The 15,400-nt window shown below is 71.7% G+C and carries 13 protein-coding genes; 3 read left to right on the plus strand and 10 right to left on the minus strand.

Features of this window, described 5'->3' with window-relative positions:
• Positions 1–131: 131 nt before the first annotated feature.
• The gene (locus AB0J68_RS11880) at positions 132–848 is read right to left on the minus strand and encodes a cupin (RefSeq protein ID WP_363938078.1); all 717 of its coding nucleotides are present in this window, start codon (positions 846–848) and stop codon (positions 132–134) included.
• A 93-nt stretch (positions 849–941) separates the two neighbouring features.
• On the opposite strand from AB0J68_RS11880, the gene AB0J68_RS11885 reads away from it, so the two are divergent.
• Entirely contained in the window at positions 942–2,015 is a 1,074-nt protein-coding gene (locus tag AB0J68_RS11885; RefSeq protein ID WP_355137534.1) for a LacI family DNA-binding transcriptional regulator, read from the plus strand.
• A 189-nt stretch (positions 2,016–2,204) separates the two neighbouring features.
• On the opposite strand, the gene AB0J68_RS11890 is transcribed toward AB0J68_RS11885, so the two are convergent.
• Positions 2,205–2,864, minus strand: coding sequence for a fasciclin domain-containing protein (locus AB0J68_RS11890; RefSeq protein ID WP_355065078.1), 660 nt, complete (start codon positions 2,862–2,864; stop codon positions 2,205–2,207).
• Between the two features lie 153 nt (positions 2,865–3,017).
• Here AB0J68_RS11890 and AB0J68_RS11895 point away from each other — a divergent pair, with 153 nt between their 5' ends.
• A complete protein-coding gene (locus AB0J68_RS11895) occupies positions 3,018–3,503 on the plus strand; it encodes a GNAT family N-acetyltransferase (protein WP_354856092.1) in 486 nt (161 codons plus the stop codon).
• A 15-nt stretch (positions 3,504–3,518) separates the two neighbouring features.
• Here the strand turns inward: AB0J68_RS11895 and AB0J68_RS11900 are convergent, their stop codons facing one another.
• The 4 genes from AB0J68_RS11900 to AB0J68_RS11915 all read right to left on the minus strand — a co-directional run bounded on the left by AB0J68_RS11900 (position 3,519) and on the right by AB0J68_RS11915 (position 8,526).
• Positions 3,519–4,793: an MFS transporter gene (locus tag AB0J68_RS11900; protein WP_363938082.1), complete on the minus strand. Its 1,275-nt coding sequence runs from the start codon at positions 4,791–4,793 to the stop codon at positions 3,519–3,521.
• A 184-nt stretch (positions 4,794–4,977) separates the two neighbouring features.
• A complete protein-coding gene (locus tag AB0J68_RS11905) occupies positions 4,978–5,310 on the minus strand; it encodes a transcriptional regulator (RefSeq protein ID WP_355065070.1) in 333 nt (110 codons plus the stop codon).
• A complete protein-coding gene (locus AB0J68_RS11910) occupies positions 5,307–6,041 on the minus strand; it encodes a hypothetical protein (RefSeq protein ID WP_363938084.1) in 735 nt (244 codons plus the stop codon). The genes AB0J68_RS11905 and AB0J68_RS11910 overlap by 4 nt, the downstream gene beginning before the upstream one ends.
• Positions 6,042–6,192: 151 nt before the next feature.
• The gene (locus AB0J68_RS11915) at positions 6,193–8,526 is read right to left on the minus strand and encodes a beta-L-arabinofuranosidase domain-containing protein (protein WP_363938086.1); all 2,334 of its coding nucleotides are present in this window, start codon (positions 8,524–8,526) and stop codon (positions 6,193–6,195) included.
• A 321-nt stretch (positions 8,527–8,847) separates the two neighbouring features.
• Between AB0J68_RS11915 and AB0J68_RS11920 the strand changes: the two genes are divergently transcribed.
• Complete coding sequence (locus AB0J68_RS11920; protein ID WP_363938088.1) at positions 8,848–9,897, plus strand: S66 peptidase family protein; 1,050 nt, start codon at positions 8,848–8,850, stop codon at positions 9,895–9,897.
• Positions 9,898–9,964: 67 nt separating this feature from the next.
• Here the strand turns inward: AB0J68_RS11920 and AB0J68_RS11925 are convergent, their stop codons facing one another.
• The 4 genes from AB0J68_RS11925 to AB0J68_RS11940 form a co-directional block, all read right to left on the minus strand.
• Entirely contained in the window at positions 9,965–11,704 is a 1,740-nt protein-coding gene (locus tag AB0J68_RS11925; protein WP_363938095.1) for an IucA/IucC family siderophore biosynthesis protein, read from the minus strand.
• Between the two features lie 101 nt (positions 11,705–11,805).
• On the minus strand, positions 11,806–12,435 hold the full coding sequence (locus AB0J68_RS11930; RefSeq protein WP_363938090.1) for a GNAT family N-acetyltransferase: 630 nt from the start codon (positions 12,433–12,435) through the stop codon (positions 11,806–11,808).
• Positions 12,432–13,709 (minus strand): SidA/IucD/PvdA family monooxygenase, encoded by a 1,278-nt coding sequence (locus tag AB0J68_RS11935; protein WP_363938092.1) that lies wholly within the window; start codon positions 13,707–13,709, stop codon positions 12,432–12,434. Before AB0J68_RS11935 ends, AB0J68_RS11930 begins: the two co-directional genes overlap by 4 nt.
• 26 nt (positions 13,710–13,735) lie before the next feature.
• Entirely contained in the window at positions 13,736–15,274 is a 1,539-nt protein-coding gene (locus AB0J68_RS11940) for an aspartate aminotransferase family protein (protein WP_363938098.1), read from the minus strand.
• Positions 15,275–15,400: the final 126 nt, after the last annotated feature.

The raw sequence follows: 15,400 nt of genomic DNA on the forward strand, positions 1-15,400 counted from the left end.
CGCCGACCGGCCCGCTCCACGAGTGCCGTGCCGCTTCGAGATCACCTCGACCTCCCGAAGACGGCTGTCGGGACACCCCGACGTCAGTGTTCGAGGAGATCAGGACAGTCCAACCTGGACCGACGGCGCCGTCAGCCGCCAGCCGGGTAGGTGTCGAGGAGGCCGCACATCCCGAGCCGGCCCCGCTCGACCGGCTCGGCCACCGCGTACACCCCGGCGTCGCCCAGGTGCCCGGCGTCCCCCCGCCCCAGGGCGTCGAGCTGCACGGCGGTGTCGGCGGCGGCACGGCCGGCGCCGGACTCCCACCGCTGCCGCCAGCGCGTCAGCAACGGCCGGCGCAGCGCGATCGCGGCGGCGTGGAACGCGGCCAGCGCCGCCGGCCCGCCGGACCGCAGCGCCGAGAAGCCGGTCACCGCCAGATCCCGCCGCCGGTACGCGGCGCGCACGTCCGCGCCCGGCGCTCCCCCGTCGGGCAGCGCCGCCGCCGCGGCGTACGCCGCCGGATCGGCCAGCACCTCGGGTGGGAAGGTCAGCACCGCGTCGCCGGCCTCGGGCAGTCCGCTGTTCTGCATGAGCACCACGATGCTCAGCCCGCCCCCGTTCACCAGGCGGTGCACGGTGCCCGGCTCGAACCAGACCACCACCCCCGGCCGCAGCGGCGTCTCCCGGAAGCCGGCCGTGGTCAGGGTCTGCACCGCGCCCTCGCCGTCGGTCACCACGTACCCCTCGGTGCAGCACAGGTGCACGTGCGGGGTGCCACCGACCACGCCGTCCGGCGCGACCGTGTCGTAGACGCGCAGCCGGGAGACGCCGATCCCGCCGGGAAGCGCCGCGAAGCGATCGGACATGGCCGGGCCTCCCTGCGGGAAAGGGCTTTCTCTGCGGTACGGTGACGCTAGCCGGCGCGGCGAAACGCCGTCAACAGACCGAGGGGGCGGGCCATGGCGACCCTGTCCGACGTGGCGCGGCGCGCGGGCGTCTCACCCGCCACCGCCTCCCGCGTCATCAACGGCAGCAGCAAACCGGTCACCGACGAGCTGCGCGAACGGGTGCTGGCCGCCGTCGCCGAGTTGCAGTACGTGCCCAACGCGCACGCCCAACTGCTGGCCCGCTCGCACCGCAGCGCGGTCGGCGTGATCGTGCACGACGTCTCCGACCCGTACTTCGCCGAGATCACCCGAGGGCTGCAACGGGTCGCCACGGACCAGGGCCGGCTGCTGATGATCTGCAACAGCTACCGCGACCCGGATCGCGAGCTGGAGTACGTGGAGCTGCTGCGCGGCCACCAGGTGGCGGCGCTGATCCTGGCTGGCTCCGGCTACCACGACGAGGCGTTCACCCGGCAGCTCAACGAGAAGCTCGCCGCGTACGAGGCAACCGGCGGGCGGGTCGCGGTCATCGGCCGCCACGAGCACTCCGGCGACGCCGTCATGCCGGACAACCGGGCCGGCGGTCACCTCGCCGGTCGCGAACTGTGCGAGCTGGGGCACCGGGCGATCGGCGTGGTCGCGGGCCCCCGCATCCTCACCACCACCACCGATCGGCTGGCCGGGCTCAAAGAGGCCCTCGCCGAGCAGGGCCGCGAGCTGCCCGAGCGCCGCATCCGGTACGCCGAGTTCGACCGCGACGGCGGCGCCGAGGCCACCGCCCGGCTGCTCGACGCCGACCCCGGGCTGACCGCGATCGTGGCCCTCAACGACTCGATGGCCATCGGCGCCCTCGCCACCCTGCGGGCCCGCTCGCTGGCGGTGCCGCAGCAGGTCTCCGTGGTCGGCTTCGACGACATGCCGATCGCCCGGGACGTGACACCCGCGCTGACCACCGTGCGGCTGCCACTTGTCGACATGGGAGTCCGGGCGATGTCCCTGGTGCTCGGCGCGGAGGCGCCGGCGCCCCGGGTCGAGGTGCTCCCCGCCGAGCTGATCCGCCGCGACACGTCCGGGCCGGCGCCGGAGCATCGGCGCGAGACGGCAGGGTCGGCGCCCCGCGCCCGGCGGGCCGACGCCGCCTCCTGACCCGGGTCAGCCCCGCGGCGTCCCGTCACGACGGTCGACGGGGCGTACCGGTCCGCGGATGGAGGACGAGCGGGAGCACCCGGCGGCGCTGCTCGACGAGGAGATCACCGCGCTCAGCCGGAACTGACCACGCACGGCGCGGGCCGCGCGGGTGGCGGCCGACGCGGGGTCGGCCACCACCCGGGTGGGTCAGGGCAGGTCGATCGGGCGCAGCACCCGGTCCACGGTGTGCGCGATCTGCCGGTTGCCCTTGTTGACGTCGAACGCGACCACGCGTGCGTCACGGTCGTTGGTGTCGGCGTCGACCAGCCGCAGCTGGCGGAAGATGTGCCAGTAGGTGCGGACGTCGACCTCGACGGTCGGGCCGAGGGCGGTGGTCAGCTCCGCGCCGTCGGCCTTGAGGGCCGCCCGGCGGTCGATGGTCGCGCTCGGCACGACGTGGTAGAGCAGCACCGTCTCCACGGTGTCGATGCCCAGCCCGGCGACCGCCGCGAACGCGGCGCTCTCACCGGGCAGCTTCCGGGCGTGGGTCAGCTCGCGCACCAGCTGCTGGAACGCGGCGTCGTTCGGCAGGAACGCGGTCAGTGCGACGGTGCCGTCCGTGAGCACCTTCACCGGCGAGTCCGGCTTGGCCTCGAGCACCGCCAGCACCGCCGCGGTCAGTACGTCGAAGTCCCGCGAGTTGCGGTCGAAGCCGCTCGTGTCCTTCGTGAGCACCTGGGCGAGCGACTTCGTGCCGAGCGGCTTGGCCTTACCGGTCGCCTGGGCCGGCACGGCCACGGCGGTGGTGGCCAGCGCGGTGGCCACGGCGCCCACCGCCATCCGGGCGGCGAATCGTGCGATCTTCATCAACGGGCCTTTCGTCGAAGCGACGGATCCGTGACGTCTCGTCACGACACATGCTTCGCGGCCTGCACACCGCCCGGATGCAGCCACCGCCGGGAAAGTTCGACAGTCGAAATCCGCTGTCCCCACCCGGAGCGCCGCGCGTAGCCTGCGCCGGTGCTGATCCGCGAGTTCGACGACCAGGACTGGTCGCAGGTGTGGCCGATCATCGAGGAGGTGGTCCGGGCACAGGAGACCTTCCCCTACGACCCGGACATGACGGCGGACACGGCGTACCGCATCTGGGTGGAGGCCCCGCCCGGGCGGACCGTCGTCGCGGTCGACGGCGAGCGGGTCCTCGGCACCGCGAAGATGGGCACCAACCGGCCCGGGCCGGGCGCCCACGTGTCCACCGCCAGTTTCCTGGTCGCCGCCGACGCGCGCGGCCGGGGCGTGGGCACCGCGCTGTGCCGCGACGCCCTGACCTGGGCACGGCGACGGGGGTACGCCGGCATGCAGTTCAACGCCGTGGTGGAGACCAACCGATCGGCGGTCGAGCTGTACCGCAGGGAGGGCTTCGACGTCGTCGGCACGGTGCCGGGCGCGTTCCGCCACCCCACCCTCGGCCGGGTCGGCCTGCACGTCATGTACCAGGAGTTCTGACCGCCCCGCCGGTGGTCAGCCGGCCTGACCCACCGGGACGGCCGGAGGCGACAGACGGGGCTGCGCGCCAGCTGTGCGGATCGGGGTGAACAGCCCGCCGACCGCGACCAGCAGGCAGCCCGCTCCGGCCACGAACGCGACAGCCGCGACGCCGTACCGGCCGGCGGTCCAGGTCAGGATGGCGGCGCCGGCCGGTCCGAGGGCGTAGTGCGTGCTCCAGAACGCCGAGGTGACCCGGCCGAGCAGATGGTCGGGGGTGATCTCCTGGCGCAGTGACATCGAGCAGATCCCGCTGACGCTGAGACAGCACAGGTAGACGGCGGTCAGCGCGGTGACCGCCGGCACACTCGTCGCCATGCCGGCGCCCGCCACCGCGAACCCGCAGACGGCGTGCGCGCCGATCCAGGTGGCGCCGAAGCCGCGCCGACGACGCAGCGGGGCCACCAGCAGCGCCCCGGCGACCGTGCCCAGCGCCGCCAGGCCGAGCACCGTGCCGACCGTGCGCTCGGTGCCGCCGAGGTCGTGCGTCACGTGGTAGATCAGCACATCGGTGAAGCCGTAGGTCAGGAAGATGAACACCGACAGCAGGACGGTCAGCGCGCGGAGCACCGGCTGTCGCCACAGGAACCGCGCCCCGGCCAGGAACTCGGCCAGCGGGCGCTCCCGGGGCACCGGCGCGACGTCGGCGGCCTGAGCCCGGCGCAGCCGGACCAGCCGCAGGCCGGCGGCCGAGAGCGCGAAGCTCGCCGCGTTGACGGCGATGGCGACCGCCGGGCCGAAGCGGGCCGACACCACACCGGCGAGCAGCGGCCCGAGAACCGCGGCCGCCGCGAACGTCGCCTGGAGCCGGCCGTTGGCCTCGGTGAGCCGGTCGGAGTCGACGAGGTTGCGCACCGCGGTCACCGCCGCGACCTGGAACAGCATGCCGGCCGCCTCGCAGATCGGCAGCACGACGAAGAGCAGCCAGACCTGCGGGCCCGCGAGCCAGGCCAGCGGCACCACGGCGTAGAGGACCAGACGGGCCAGGTCCGCGACGATCATCAGCGTACGGCGGTCGTACCGGTCGACCAGCACCCCGCCGAAGATCCCCGCGACCACGGACGCCGCGCCCGCGACGGCGGTGAGCAGGCCCATCTGCGCCACCGACCCGGTCGCCTGCAACACCAGCAGCGGCACCGCCAGGTAGGCGAACGCGTCACCGGCCGCGGAGAGCGACTGCGCGATCCAGTACGTGCCGAAGGAGCGGTCCCGCCACAGCGGAGCCCGCTGAGGGCTGGCAGCTCGGCTCATCCCGCCGAGGGTAGTGGCCCTCGTAGCGCCATGCTGACCGTCACACCGGCGCCGCCCACCACGTCTGGTCGAACTCAGACGGCCCCGGGAAGGACTCCCGGGGCCGTCTTGAGGCACGCTGAGCGCGTCCAGCTGGTGGTCGTTGGGCTTGAAGACGCTGTGTCGACGTGATTCAGCCCGCTGGTCACCGGTCGGCGGCCGGCGCCGTCTCCGCCTGCTCGACCTGCTGGATGAGTTGCTTGAGGTGGGCGATCTCTACACGCAGGGCTGCCCGACCGGCAGCGGTGAGAGTCACCCAGGTGCGTGGGCGCTTGCCCTCGTAGCCCTTCTCGATCTGGATCAGCTCGGCCTTCTCCAAGACGGTCAGGTGCTGCCCAAGGTTGCCTGCGGTCAGCTGCAGGGTGGTGCGCAGAAAGCCGAACTCGACCTGGCGAGCCTGGTGCGCGATCGCCAGGATGCCCAGTCGGACGCGCTGGTGGACCACGTCGTCGAGGCCATTGGTGGGATGGTCGGTCATCGCCCCGGAACCTCGGTGCTCGGCCGGAACAGGGCGAAAGCGGCACTGCCGAGCAGCAGTAGCGCCGCCGGGACGAGCAACTGAGGCAGGAAGAACCACCGGGAGGTCGCGTGGATGACCTGGCCGCCCTGCACCATCACGATCGCCAGGAAGGCGAGGCTGTACGCCAGCAGCGCCCAGTTGCGTTCGACCCACGCGAGCACCAGCAGCGCCAGCGCGATGACCGCGATGGGACTGGCCAGCCCGTTGACAAGCCATGCCGCCGGCCCGACCTCGATCGCGGCCGGGTCGGTGGAGAAGGGGTCGGCGGGGACGGGGATGAGCGGGTGGAACGTCAGCCAGATCGACACGGCCGTCATCAGCACGGCCAACGCGACGCCGACGACGACGTAGGGGCGGATCGGGGTGCCCACGCCACGCCGCCGGGACTGCCTGACGTAGAAGCCCGCGATCGCCGCGTAGGCGAGCACCAGCGCGACCGTCCAGTATCCGAGCTCGGTCGGGTTGGGCGCCATGCAGACCCTGTCCTGTGGGCGGGATCGGCAGGTGTCGAACAGGTCGAGGTAGGGGGCGTACCGGTAGACGGGTATCGCGACCAGGGTGACCACCGCGAGGACCAGCAGCGGAAACCAGGTGCCGCGCTGGGCGACATGGACCTGGCGTGTCAGGTCGCGCACGGCCGCCAACAGCTCGCGAGGGCCGTCGGCCTGCGGAGCGGATTCGTGTGTCATGAAGTTAGCTTTGCATTACAGACCTATCCGCGCAAGAGAGTACGGCAAGATCTCGCGACCGTGCCGAGACAGCACCAAGGGCGTGTGTCGAAGCCCTCGGTTCAGGATTTCGACACACGCCCCGGCCAGGCCGAGCCATCGACGTGACGGTCTAGGCGTTGGCCACCAGCCGCCAGCGGTTGTCCGCGCTGCCGTTGTCGGAGTCCTGTACGGCCTGCGCGCCACGCGCGGTGGAGCCGTTGAGGATGCCGAGCAGCTTGCCGCTGTTGACGTTGCGGATCTTGTAGGTGCCGTCGCCGTTGTCCACCAGGGTCCACCGGTGATCCGCGGTCCCGTTGTCGGCCCACTGCAGGACGCGGGCGTTGTCGGCGGTGGACATGTTCTCCACGCCGAGAACCTTCCCGCTGTTGACGTTGCGGAACCGGACGGCGTTGCCGTCGGTCACCACCACCCAGTTGTGGTCGGCGGTGCCGCTGTCGTCCCACTGCAGAGCCAGCCCACCGTCGGCGGTGGACATGTTCTGGATGCCGAGCACCATCCCGCTGCCGACGTTGACCAGCCGGTGGCTGCCCCCACCGCTGCTGCCGCTGGTGTTCCAGTAGACGGTGTAGTTGAAGCCGTGGGCGTCCTGGAACGGCCCGAGGTTGACGGTGGACCCGTTCGCGGTGGCGGTGAACGCCAGCGAGCTGGTGCTGGTCCGGGCGATGGACGAGACGTTGAGTGCCGGCGGCGCGCTCAGCGTGGTGTTGCCGTAGTTGCCGCAGAGCACGCTCGGGCCGTAGGTGACGGCGGCGACGCTGGGGTTGTCGTTGGTCGGCTGCACGACGACACGCATCGGCAGACGCACGGTGAGGGTGTCTCCGGCCGCCCAGGTACGCGTGACCGTGGCGTAGCTGCCGGGCGTCGTGGCGACGGACTGCGCCACGCCGTTGACGCTGATCGTCGCGCCGCTGGTCCACGCCGGAATGCGGACGCGGACGCTCCACGAGCCGCTCATCGTGCCGCCGAGGGTGAGCGTGGTGGTGTCGCTCACCGGGTACGTGGTGCTCTGCGTGACCGTGATGCCCCGCTGCGACCAGGTCAGCTCCGAGGGCACGAACAGGTTCACGGTCAGCGTCGTGCCGCTGTAGAAGTAGATGGAGTCCATCAACTTCGTGTTGATCTCCACGCCGGTGCCCTGGCAGCACCAGAACGAGTTGTAGTCGGTGCTCCAGGTGCCGCCGCCCCACGCCGGGCCCACGCCCCGCCGGCCGCCCGGCTTGAGCGGGGTGAAGTAGGTGATGTGACCGTGGCTGTCGGCCGGGTTCTGCGCGCCGATCAGGTGGTTGATCGTGGCGCGCTCGTAGTAGTCGAAGTAGTCGGTGCGGTTCGGGTCGAGCAGCCACAGCTCCCGCGTCAGCTTGAGCATGTTGTAGGTGTTGCACTGCTCGCAGGTGTCGTTGCTGAGGTACCCGGCGATCGCGTTGGGCGCCCGGAAGTGCTCGGCCTGGCTGTTGCCGCCGATGACGTAGGAGTGCGCGCCGACGGTGATGTTCCACGCGTTGCTGGCGATGTCCCGGTAGCGGGTCGTCCCGGTCGCTTTGAACTCACGGGCGGCGCCGACCCACTTGGGCACCTGCGTGTTGGCGTGCAGTCCGTTGAGCTGGTCCTGGTTGGAGGCCAGGGGGTTGAACACGGCGGCGTGGTCGAACCGCTGGGCGGTGGTGAGCCACCGGGTGTCACCGGTCTGCTGGTAGATGTCGGTCAGCACCTCGTTCATGCCACCGAACTCGGTGCCGAGCATCGACTGCATCTGGCTGGAGCTGAGCCGGGACGTGCGGGTGTCGACCCAGCCGGCGAGGGCCAGCAGCACCGTACGGGCCTGGGTGTTGCCGGTGTAGCGCCAGACGTCGAGCAGACCGGCGAGTGTCTTGTGGATGCAGTAGTAGGGCACGTTGCCGTTGGACAGCGTCCGTGCCTCGAGCGCGGTGAAGTCGGACTCCGGGAAACCGGAGAGGTATCCCGACCCGAACCCGGCCGCGCCGTTGTTCGCCTGGCACTTGGCCATCTCGGCGACCATGTAGTTCGCCTTGTCCCGGCAGGTGGTGTCGCCCAGCACCGCGTACGCCTGGGCCCACGCGGTCAGGAAGTGCCCCTGCATGTGGGTCCGGAACGGGAAGTTCGGCGCGTCCCAGCCGCCGTTGGTGGCGGCGCCGTTGGTGGAGAGCCGGTGGTTGGCGCGGAAGTTGTAGAGCATCCGGTCGACGTCGACGACGCGCAGGTAGTTCAGGGTGCGGGTCTGGTTGTCCAGCCAGCGGCCGGCGGTCAGTCGCACCTGACCGAACTCGAAGGGGTAGGCGCCGACGCCGATGTCCGACCGCGCTGGCGGGACCACGGCAGCGGCGGCGGGGCCCGCGCCGAGCGTCGTGGCTCCGGTCGCGGAGAGCACGGCGGTGGCGCCGGCCGCCTGCAGCACGCGGCGTCGGCTGAGGGGCAGGGACGACATGGGACCTCCAGATGAGCGCTACCGGCGACGGGGCGACAACCGGGCGGGACGGGCTCGGTGGGATGCAGGGGTCCGAACGTTAGCGTTCACATCCGTGTCCGGCATGTTACGGCCCACCGACCCACGAATTCAAGATGGTAACTGTATTCGTACGCCGTACACCTGTGCGCGAGCTTGGAGAACCGGCGCGGTGAAGGGGATGCGGTATGGCGTGCCACCTCGTGTTATCGATAACACGAAGGAATACTGCAAGATCGGTCCCGGGTCGGCGCACCCCAAAACGGGATGCGCGCCGACGGGCGCCGCTGGTGGAATCTCGGGATGAAGCATGATCTGGTGCGTCCCCCGAAGGCACGACCGGGTGACCACATCGCGGTCCTGTCGCCGTCCTTCGCCGCGGCCGGCGCCTATCCCGAGATCCACGAGCAGGCCATGCGGCGGCTCGCCGACCTGACCGGCCTCGTCCCGGTCGAGTACCCGAGCACCCGCACGGTCGGCGCGAGCGCGCAGGCGCGCGCGGCGGACATCAACGCCGCCTTCGCCGATCCCCGGGTACGCGCCATCCTCGCCGTCGTCGGAGGCGAGGACCAGATCACGGTCATCCCCCACCTGGACGCCGACCTCGCCCGCGCCGACCCGAAGCCCTTCCTGGGCACCAGCGACAACACCAACCTGCACCAGTGGCTCTGGGGGCTCGGCATCGCGAGCTTCTACGGCGGGTCCTCACAGGTGCACCTCGGCCCCGGACCCGCCGTGGACGACATCCACGCCCGGTCGCTGCGGGCCGCGCTCCGCACCGGCGAGCGGTTGGAGATCACCGATCCGGGCGAGTCCGAGGACATCGGGGTCGACTGGGCCGACCCACGGGCGTTGCAGTCGTTCGGAGAACGCGAACCGACGGCGCCGTGGAGCTGGTACGGGCCGCGCCGCACGGTCACCGGCCCCAGCTGGGGTGGGTGTCTGGAAGTCCTCCAGTGGACCCTCACGGCGGGACGCTTCCCGTTTCCTCCGGAGGCTCTGCGCGGCGGCGTGCTGATCATCGAGACGTCGGAGAAGCTCCTTCCCGCCCGCGAGGTCGGTTGGATCGTGCGGTCGCTGGGTGAACGCGGTCTTCTCGACGCCGTCGACGCGGTCCTGGTCGCCCGTCCGCCGGTCTCCGACCACACCCGCCGACCCGCCGCCGAGGAGAGGGCGCGCCTACGCGAGCAGCAGCGCGACACGGTCGTCGACGTGGTGAACCGCTACAACCCGGAGGCGGTCGTCTGCGTCGGCGTCCCGTTCGGCCACACCAAGCCGCAGTGGATCCTCCCCCACGGCGGCCCGATCACCGTCGACGGTGTGGAACGTCGGATCTTCGCCGACTATCGCTGAGGTATGCCGCACGTCCGCGTCCCGGCCGGCGGACGGACTCTCGGAGCCTGCCGGGACGCGGACGGCGTCAGCGGGCCGGAGCGTGGGCGGCCAGCGGATTCGTGAGGGTGCCGACGAACTGCAGGGCGGCCGACGGGTCGGCCAGGTCGATCATCTGCTGGTTGTCGCGCAACTGGAGGCGGTTGAGGCAGGACAATGCGAACTCGGGGGCGAACAGGTCGTAGTGGCGGACCCGCTCGGCCAGGTGCGGCACCCGCTCGAAGTAGTCGGCGGCGCAGGCCGCGACCGTGCCCCAGAAGGCGTCCTCGGTGAGCACGTCGGCCTCGACGAGCACCGCGTTGAGGTGGCGCAGGAAGCAGTCGACCACGTCGGTGAAGATGGTCAGCAGCTTGGTGTCGTCGGGCACCTCGACCCGGATCCGCTGCACCTCCGCCGGCAGCTCGACGTCGGCGCTCAGCACCGCGATCTCCTCGGCGATGTCCTTGAAGATCACCCGCTGGACGGTGTCGTGCTCGTCGAGGACCAGGATGACGTTCTCGCCGTGCGGCATGAAGGCCAGGTCGTGGGCGTAGAAACTGTGCAGCAGCGGGGTCAGGTAGGCGTCCAGGTAACGGCGCAGCCACACCTCGGGCGCCAGGCCGGACCGGTCGATCAGGGCCGCCGCCAGTGAGCCGCCGTCGTCGTCGACGTGCAGCAGCGCGGCCATCGTGGACAGTCGCTGCCCCGGGGCCAGGCCGGGCACCGGGCTCTCCCGCCACAGCGCGGCCAGCATCTTGCGGTACGGGGAGGTGCGCTCGGTGGCCGCCTCGTACTGCCGGTGCCGGTAGCCGACCGCGGCCCGCTCCCGGATGACGGTCAGCCCGGTGCCGGTCAACACCTCGTCGCCGGCGATCAGGTCGGCCAGCCAGTCGTTGATCGCCGGGGTCGCGGCCATGTACGCGGCCGACAGCCCCCGCATGAAGCCCATGTTCAGCACCGACAGAGCGGTCTTGACGTAGTGCCGGCCCGGCTCGGTGACGTTGAAGAAGGTCCGGATGGACTGCTGCGCCAGGTACGAGTCCGGCCCGGGACCCAGGTGCACCAGCCGACGCTGGGCCAACTCCCCCGCGAACGTGACGGCCAGCTTGTTCCACCACTGCCACGGGTGCGCCGGGATGAGGTGGTAGTCGGCGAGGTCCAGGCCGAGGTCGGCCATCGTGGCGGCGAACCGGGCCCGGGTCTCGGCGTCCAGCTCGCCGGAGATGAGCGTGTCGTAGTCCAGGTCGGTGGCGCTGCTGAACGTCGAGTGGTCCCGGTGCGCGGCCAGCCACTCCAGGCGTACGGGGGTGGCGGCCTCGGGGGCGTAGCGGTGGTACTCGTCGACGCCGAAGCCGAGCCGGCCGTTGTTGGCCACGAAGCAGGGGTGGCCCTCGGTCATCGACGTCTCGATGGTCTGGAAGTCCGCCCCGGCCAGCTCGGCGGCGCTCGGCAGGGACTGGGCCAGCTTGTACGCGGTACCGGCGAGAGTGGAGGTGATCTCCTCCAGGTAGACCGGGAGCACCCGCGCGGACAGCCCGAGGGTGCCGCGCAGCTCGACGATCAGGTCCACGGCGTCCGGCGGCAGCGCGACGCCGTCCCGGTGCCGGGTGATGCTGTCGGCGTCGACCTGCCAGTGGGCCAGGGCGAGCACCCGGGCGACGAACCGGTACGTGACGGCGCCGTCGTCGCTGCGGACCTCGTACCACTGCCGGTCGTCGGGGCCGGGCACGGGCTCCGGGGTGAGCAGCCGTTCGTGGGTGAACTCGGCGAGCGCCTTGCGGACCAGCATCCGGTTGGCCCGCGCCCAGCGCTGCGGGGTGAGGTGCGCGACCGGGTCGCCGGGCGCGGCCTGGCCGGCGACGGTCGGCGGGGTGGGGACGGCGGTGGTGGTCACGCCGGGGCTCCTTCGGTTCGGGTGGCGGCAGCGGACTCGGCGGCGGCGGTGTGTCCGGCTTGCTCGGCGTGCTCGGCGGCGGCCTCGAACTGGGCGCGGGTGCAGACGCTGAGCAGCGCGTCCTTCTCCGGCTTGGCGATCGGGCCGACGACCTCGAAGCCGACTGCGGCGTTCAGCGCGTGCACGGCGGTGTTGCGCACGTCCGGCTCGACCACCACCCGCCGGGTCGCCGGGTCGGCGAAGAGCCACGTCATGACGGTACGGATCACCGCGCGGGTGAAGCCGTGCACGGGGTTGCCTGCGGGCGCGCAGAGGAAGTGCATGCCCACGTCACCGGGCTGGTGGTCGTAGAGGCCGACCAGTTCGACGTTGGCCGGGTCGTAACGCTCGGCCAGGAACGCCGGACTCCCCCGCCACAGGCCGAGGTACGCGTCGTGGTGCGGGTGCGCGGCGATGCGCCGGTACTCCTCGATCACCTGTGCCTCGTCGGCGTCCTGCATCAGCCAGAACGCCGCCTTCGGGTGGGTCACCCAGCCGTGCAGCAGCGCGGCGTCGGCCTCCGGATCGAGAGTACGCAGGGCGAACGCGCCGAGCCGGTCGTCGACGCGGGTGAAGACCACGCTCACGAGATCACCCCGAACTCCTGGAAGGTGATGCTCTTCTCGATCGGGTAGTGCTCCCGGCCGAGCAGCTCGCGGATGATCCAGGAGTTGCGGTACGCGCCCATGCCCAGATCCGGCGAGGTGATGCTGTGCGTGTGGGTGCCCGCGTTCTGCAGGAAGATGCCCCGCCCGCTGTGGTCGATGCTGTAGTTGCGGGCCACGTCGAAGCGGCCGTGCGCGTCCCAGCGGATCCGTTCGCGCACCGGGGCCAGGAACTCCGGCACCCGGTAGTGGTAGCCGGTGGCCAGCACGAGTCCCTCGGTGCGCAGGGTGAAGTCCCGCTCCTGCTCCACGTGCCGCAACCCGAGCGTGTACTCCCCGTCACGGTGCGCGGCGTCGACCAGCTCGGTGTTGGTCAGCAGCCGGGTGCGCGCCGGCCCGTCGACGCTGTGCGCGTAGAGCAGGTCGAAGATGTCGTTGATCAGGTCGGCGTTGATTCCCTTGAACAGTCCCTTCTGCTCGGCCTCCAGCCGGTAGCGGGTCGCCTCGGGCAGCGCGTGGAAGTAGTCCACGTAGTCCGGTGAGGTCATCTCCAGCGTCAGCTTGGTGTATTCCAGCGGGAAGAACCGGGGCGAGCGGGTGACCCAGTTCAGCTGGTAGCCGTACCGGTCGAGGTCGCCGAGCAGGTCGTGGTAGATCTCGGCGGCGCTCTGCCCGCTGCCCACCACCGTGATGCTGCGCTTGGTGCGCAGCGCGTCCCGGTGCTCCAGGTAGCGCGAGTTGTGCACGGCGTCCCCGCTCAGCCCGGCGACGGCTGCCGGCAGGTGCGGCGGAGTGCCGGTGCCGAGCACCAGGTGCCGGGCCCGGTAGGTGACGCTCTCGGACCCGCCGGTGGTGGCCCGAACCACGTACCGCTCGTCGGCGCTGTCGTACTCCACTGTGGTCACCGTCTGGCCGAAGCGCAGGTTCGGCAGCTTCGCCGCCGCCCACCGGCAGTAAGCGTCGTACTCGCTGCGCAGCGGGTAGAAGCTCTCCCGGATGTAGAACGGGTAGAGCCGGCCGATCTCCTTGAGGTAGTTGAGGAACGAGTACGGCGAGGTCGGGTCGGCGAGGCTCACCAGGTCGGCGATGAACGGGGTCTGCAACCGGGCCGACTCCAGCAGCATGCCGGGGTGCCAGGCGAGGCTCGGCCGGGCCTCCAGGAACACCCCGTCCAGCTCGTCGATCGGCGCGGTGAGGCAGGCCAGACCCAGGTTGTACGGGCCGAGCCCGATGGCGACGAAGTCGTGGGTGGACATCTTCTTCTCCAGGCGCGGATTCGGGGTCAGCCGACGGGGCAGGTCAGGTCGGCGGCGGTGTTGTCGCGCACGTACCGGCCGGCGTGGCCGGCGATCAGTTCGAGCACGTGGCCGACGTCGTCGCCGGTCGTGGCGGGGTTGAGCAGCGTGAACTTGAGGAAGTGCCGGCCGTCCACCCGGGTGCCGGCGACCACGGCGAGGCCGGAGGCGGCCAGCGCCTCCCGGGCGTACAGGTTGGCGGCGTCGGCCAGCTCGCGACCCGGGCCGGTGGGCAGGTAGCGGAAGACCACGGTGCTCAACTGCGACCGGGTCACCACCTCGAAACGCGGGTCCTCGCTGACGAGCTGCCACGCGTCGGCCGCCCGGTCGACCACCTCGTCGAAGAGCGCGCCGAGCGCGTCCGGGCCCATCACCCGCAGGGTCAGCCAGAGCTTCAGCGCGTCGAACCGGCGGGTGGTCTGCAGGCTCTTGTCGACCTGGTTGGGGATCTGCTGCTGCACCATCCGCGCCGGGTTGAGGTAGTCGGCGTGGTACGTGGCGTGCCGCAGTGCCCGCCGGTCGCGGACCAGCAGGGCGCTGGAGCTGACCGGCTGGAAGAACGACTTGTGGTAGTCGACGGTCACCGAGTCGGCCCGCTCGATGCCGTCGAGCAGGTGCCGGCGCGTCGGCGAGACGAGCAGCCCGCAGCCGTACGCGGCGTCGACGTGCAGCCAGACGCCCGCCGCCGCGCAGATCCCGGCCAGCTCCCCGAGCGGGTCGATGGAGCCGAAGTCCGTGGTGCCGGCGGTGCCGACGACCGCCATCACGACCAGTCCGGCCTGCCGGCACCGGGTGATCTCGTCGCGGACGGCGGCGGGCCGGATCCGCCGCTGCGCGTCGGTGGGCACCGCGATCACCGCGTCCGGGGCGAGGCCGAGGAGCTTGGCGGACTTCTGCACGCTGAAGTGCCCGGCGGCGGACGTGAGCACGCGCAGCCGGGGCAGCAGCTCCATGCGGGCCGCCGGGGTGGTCGCCGCGGCGCACGCCTCCTCCCGGGCCAGCAGCAGCGCCTGGAGGTTGGACTGGCTGCCCCCGCTGGTGAACACGCCGTCGGCGTCCGGGCCGAGGCCGACCCGGGCGGCGGTCCAGTCGATCAGTCGACGCTCGATGAGCGTGGCGCCGGCGCTCTGGTCCCAGGTGTCCAGGGAGGAGTTCACCGCGCTCAGCACCGCCTCGCCGAGCAGCGCCGGAATGACCACCGGGCAGTTGAGGTGGGCCAGGTAGCGGGGGTGGTGGAACCAGACGGCGTCGCGCAGGTAGACGTCCTCCAGCTCGTCCAGGGCCGCGCCGGCGTCGCCCAGGGGCCGGTCCAGGTCGACGGTGTTCACGAGGGGGGCCAGCTCGGCCGGAGCGACGCCGGTGGCGGGCCGGTCCACCGCGGCGACCCGGCGGGCGACCCGGTCGACACCGTCGGCGATCGCCCGCCGGTACTGCTCGACCGAGCCGCCGTGCAGCAGCTGCGCCCGCGCCGCGGGCAACGCGCTTGTCGACACCGGCGGTGGAGCGGCCTGCGCGCTGGTCGGCACGGGCGGGTCGGTCTCGACGGGGTACGTCGGCACGGTCACGGGATGTCCTCCACGTTCTCGACGATGGGCAGCCGGAACCCTCCCCCGGCGCGTCCGCGCGCCGGGGGCCGTGCTGCGGGTGTGGTG

The sequence above is a fragment of the Micromonospora sp. NPDC049580 genome (assembly GCF_040675595.1).
Classification (GTDB): domain Bacteria; phylum Actinomycetota; class Actinomycetes; order Mycobacteriales; family Micromonosporaceae; genus Micromonospora.

What these genes read in the sequence shown, in the direction of transcription:
- AB0J68_RS11880 (WP_363938078.1), bottom strand. Translation starts at nt 848, where the DNA reads ATGTCCGATCGCTTCGCGGCGCTTCCCGGCGGGATCGGCGTCTCCCGG.
- AB0J68_RS11885 (WP_355137534.1), top strand. Translation starts at nt 942, where the DNA reads ATGGCGACCCTGTCCGACGTGGCGCGGCGCGCGGGCGTCTCACCCGCC.
- AB0J68_RS11890 (WP_355065078.1), bottom strand. Translation starts at nt 2,864, where the DNA reads ATGAAGATCGCACGATTCGCCGCCCGGATGGCGGTGGGCGCCGTGGCC.
- AB0J68_RS11900 (WP_363938082.1), bottom strand. Translation starts at nt 4,793, where the DNA reads ATGAGCCGAGCTGCCAGCCCTCAGCGGGCTCCGCTGTGGCGGGACCGC.
- AB0J68_RS11905 (WP_355065070.1), bottom strand. Translation starts at nt 5,310, where the DNA reads ATGACCGACCATCCCACCAATGGCCTCGACGACGTGGTCCACCAGCGC.
- AB0J68_RS11910 (WP_363938084.1), bottom strand. Translation starts at nt 6,041, where the DNA reads ATGACACACGAATCCGCTCCGCAGGCCGACGGCCCTCGCGAGCTGTTG.
- AB0J68_RS11915 (WP_363938086.1), bottom strand. Translation starts at nt 8,526, where the DNA reads ATGTCGTCCCTGCCCCTCAGCCGACGCCGCGTGCTGCAGGCGGCCGGC.
- AB0J68_RS11920 (WP_363938088.1), top strand. Translation starts at nt 8,848, where the DNA reads ATGAAGCATGATCTGGTGCGTCCCCCGAAGGCACGACCGGGTGACCAC.
- AB0J68_RS11925 (WP_363938095.1), bottom strand. Translation starts at nt 11,704, where the DNA reads ATGCTGGTCCGCAAGGCGCTCGCCGAGTTCACCCACGAACGGCTGCTC.
- AB0J68_RS11935 (WP_363938092.1), bottom strand. Translation starts at nt 13,709, where the DNA reads ATGTCCACCCACGACTTCGTCGCCATCGGGCTCGGCCCGTACAACCTG.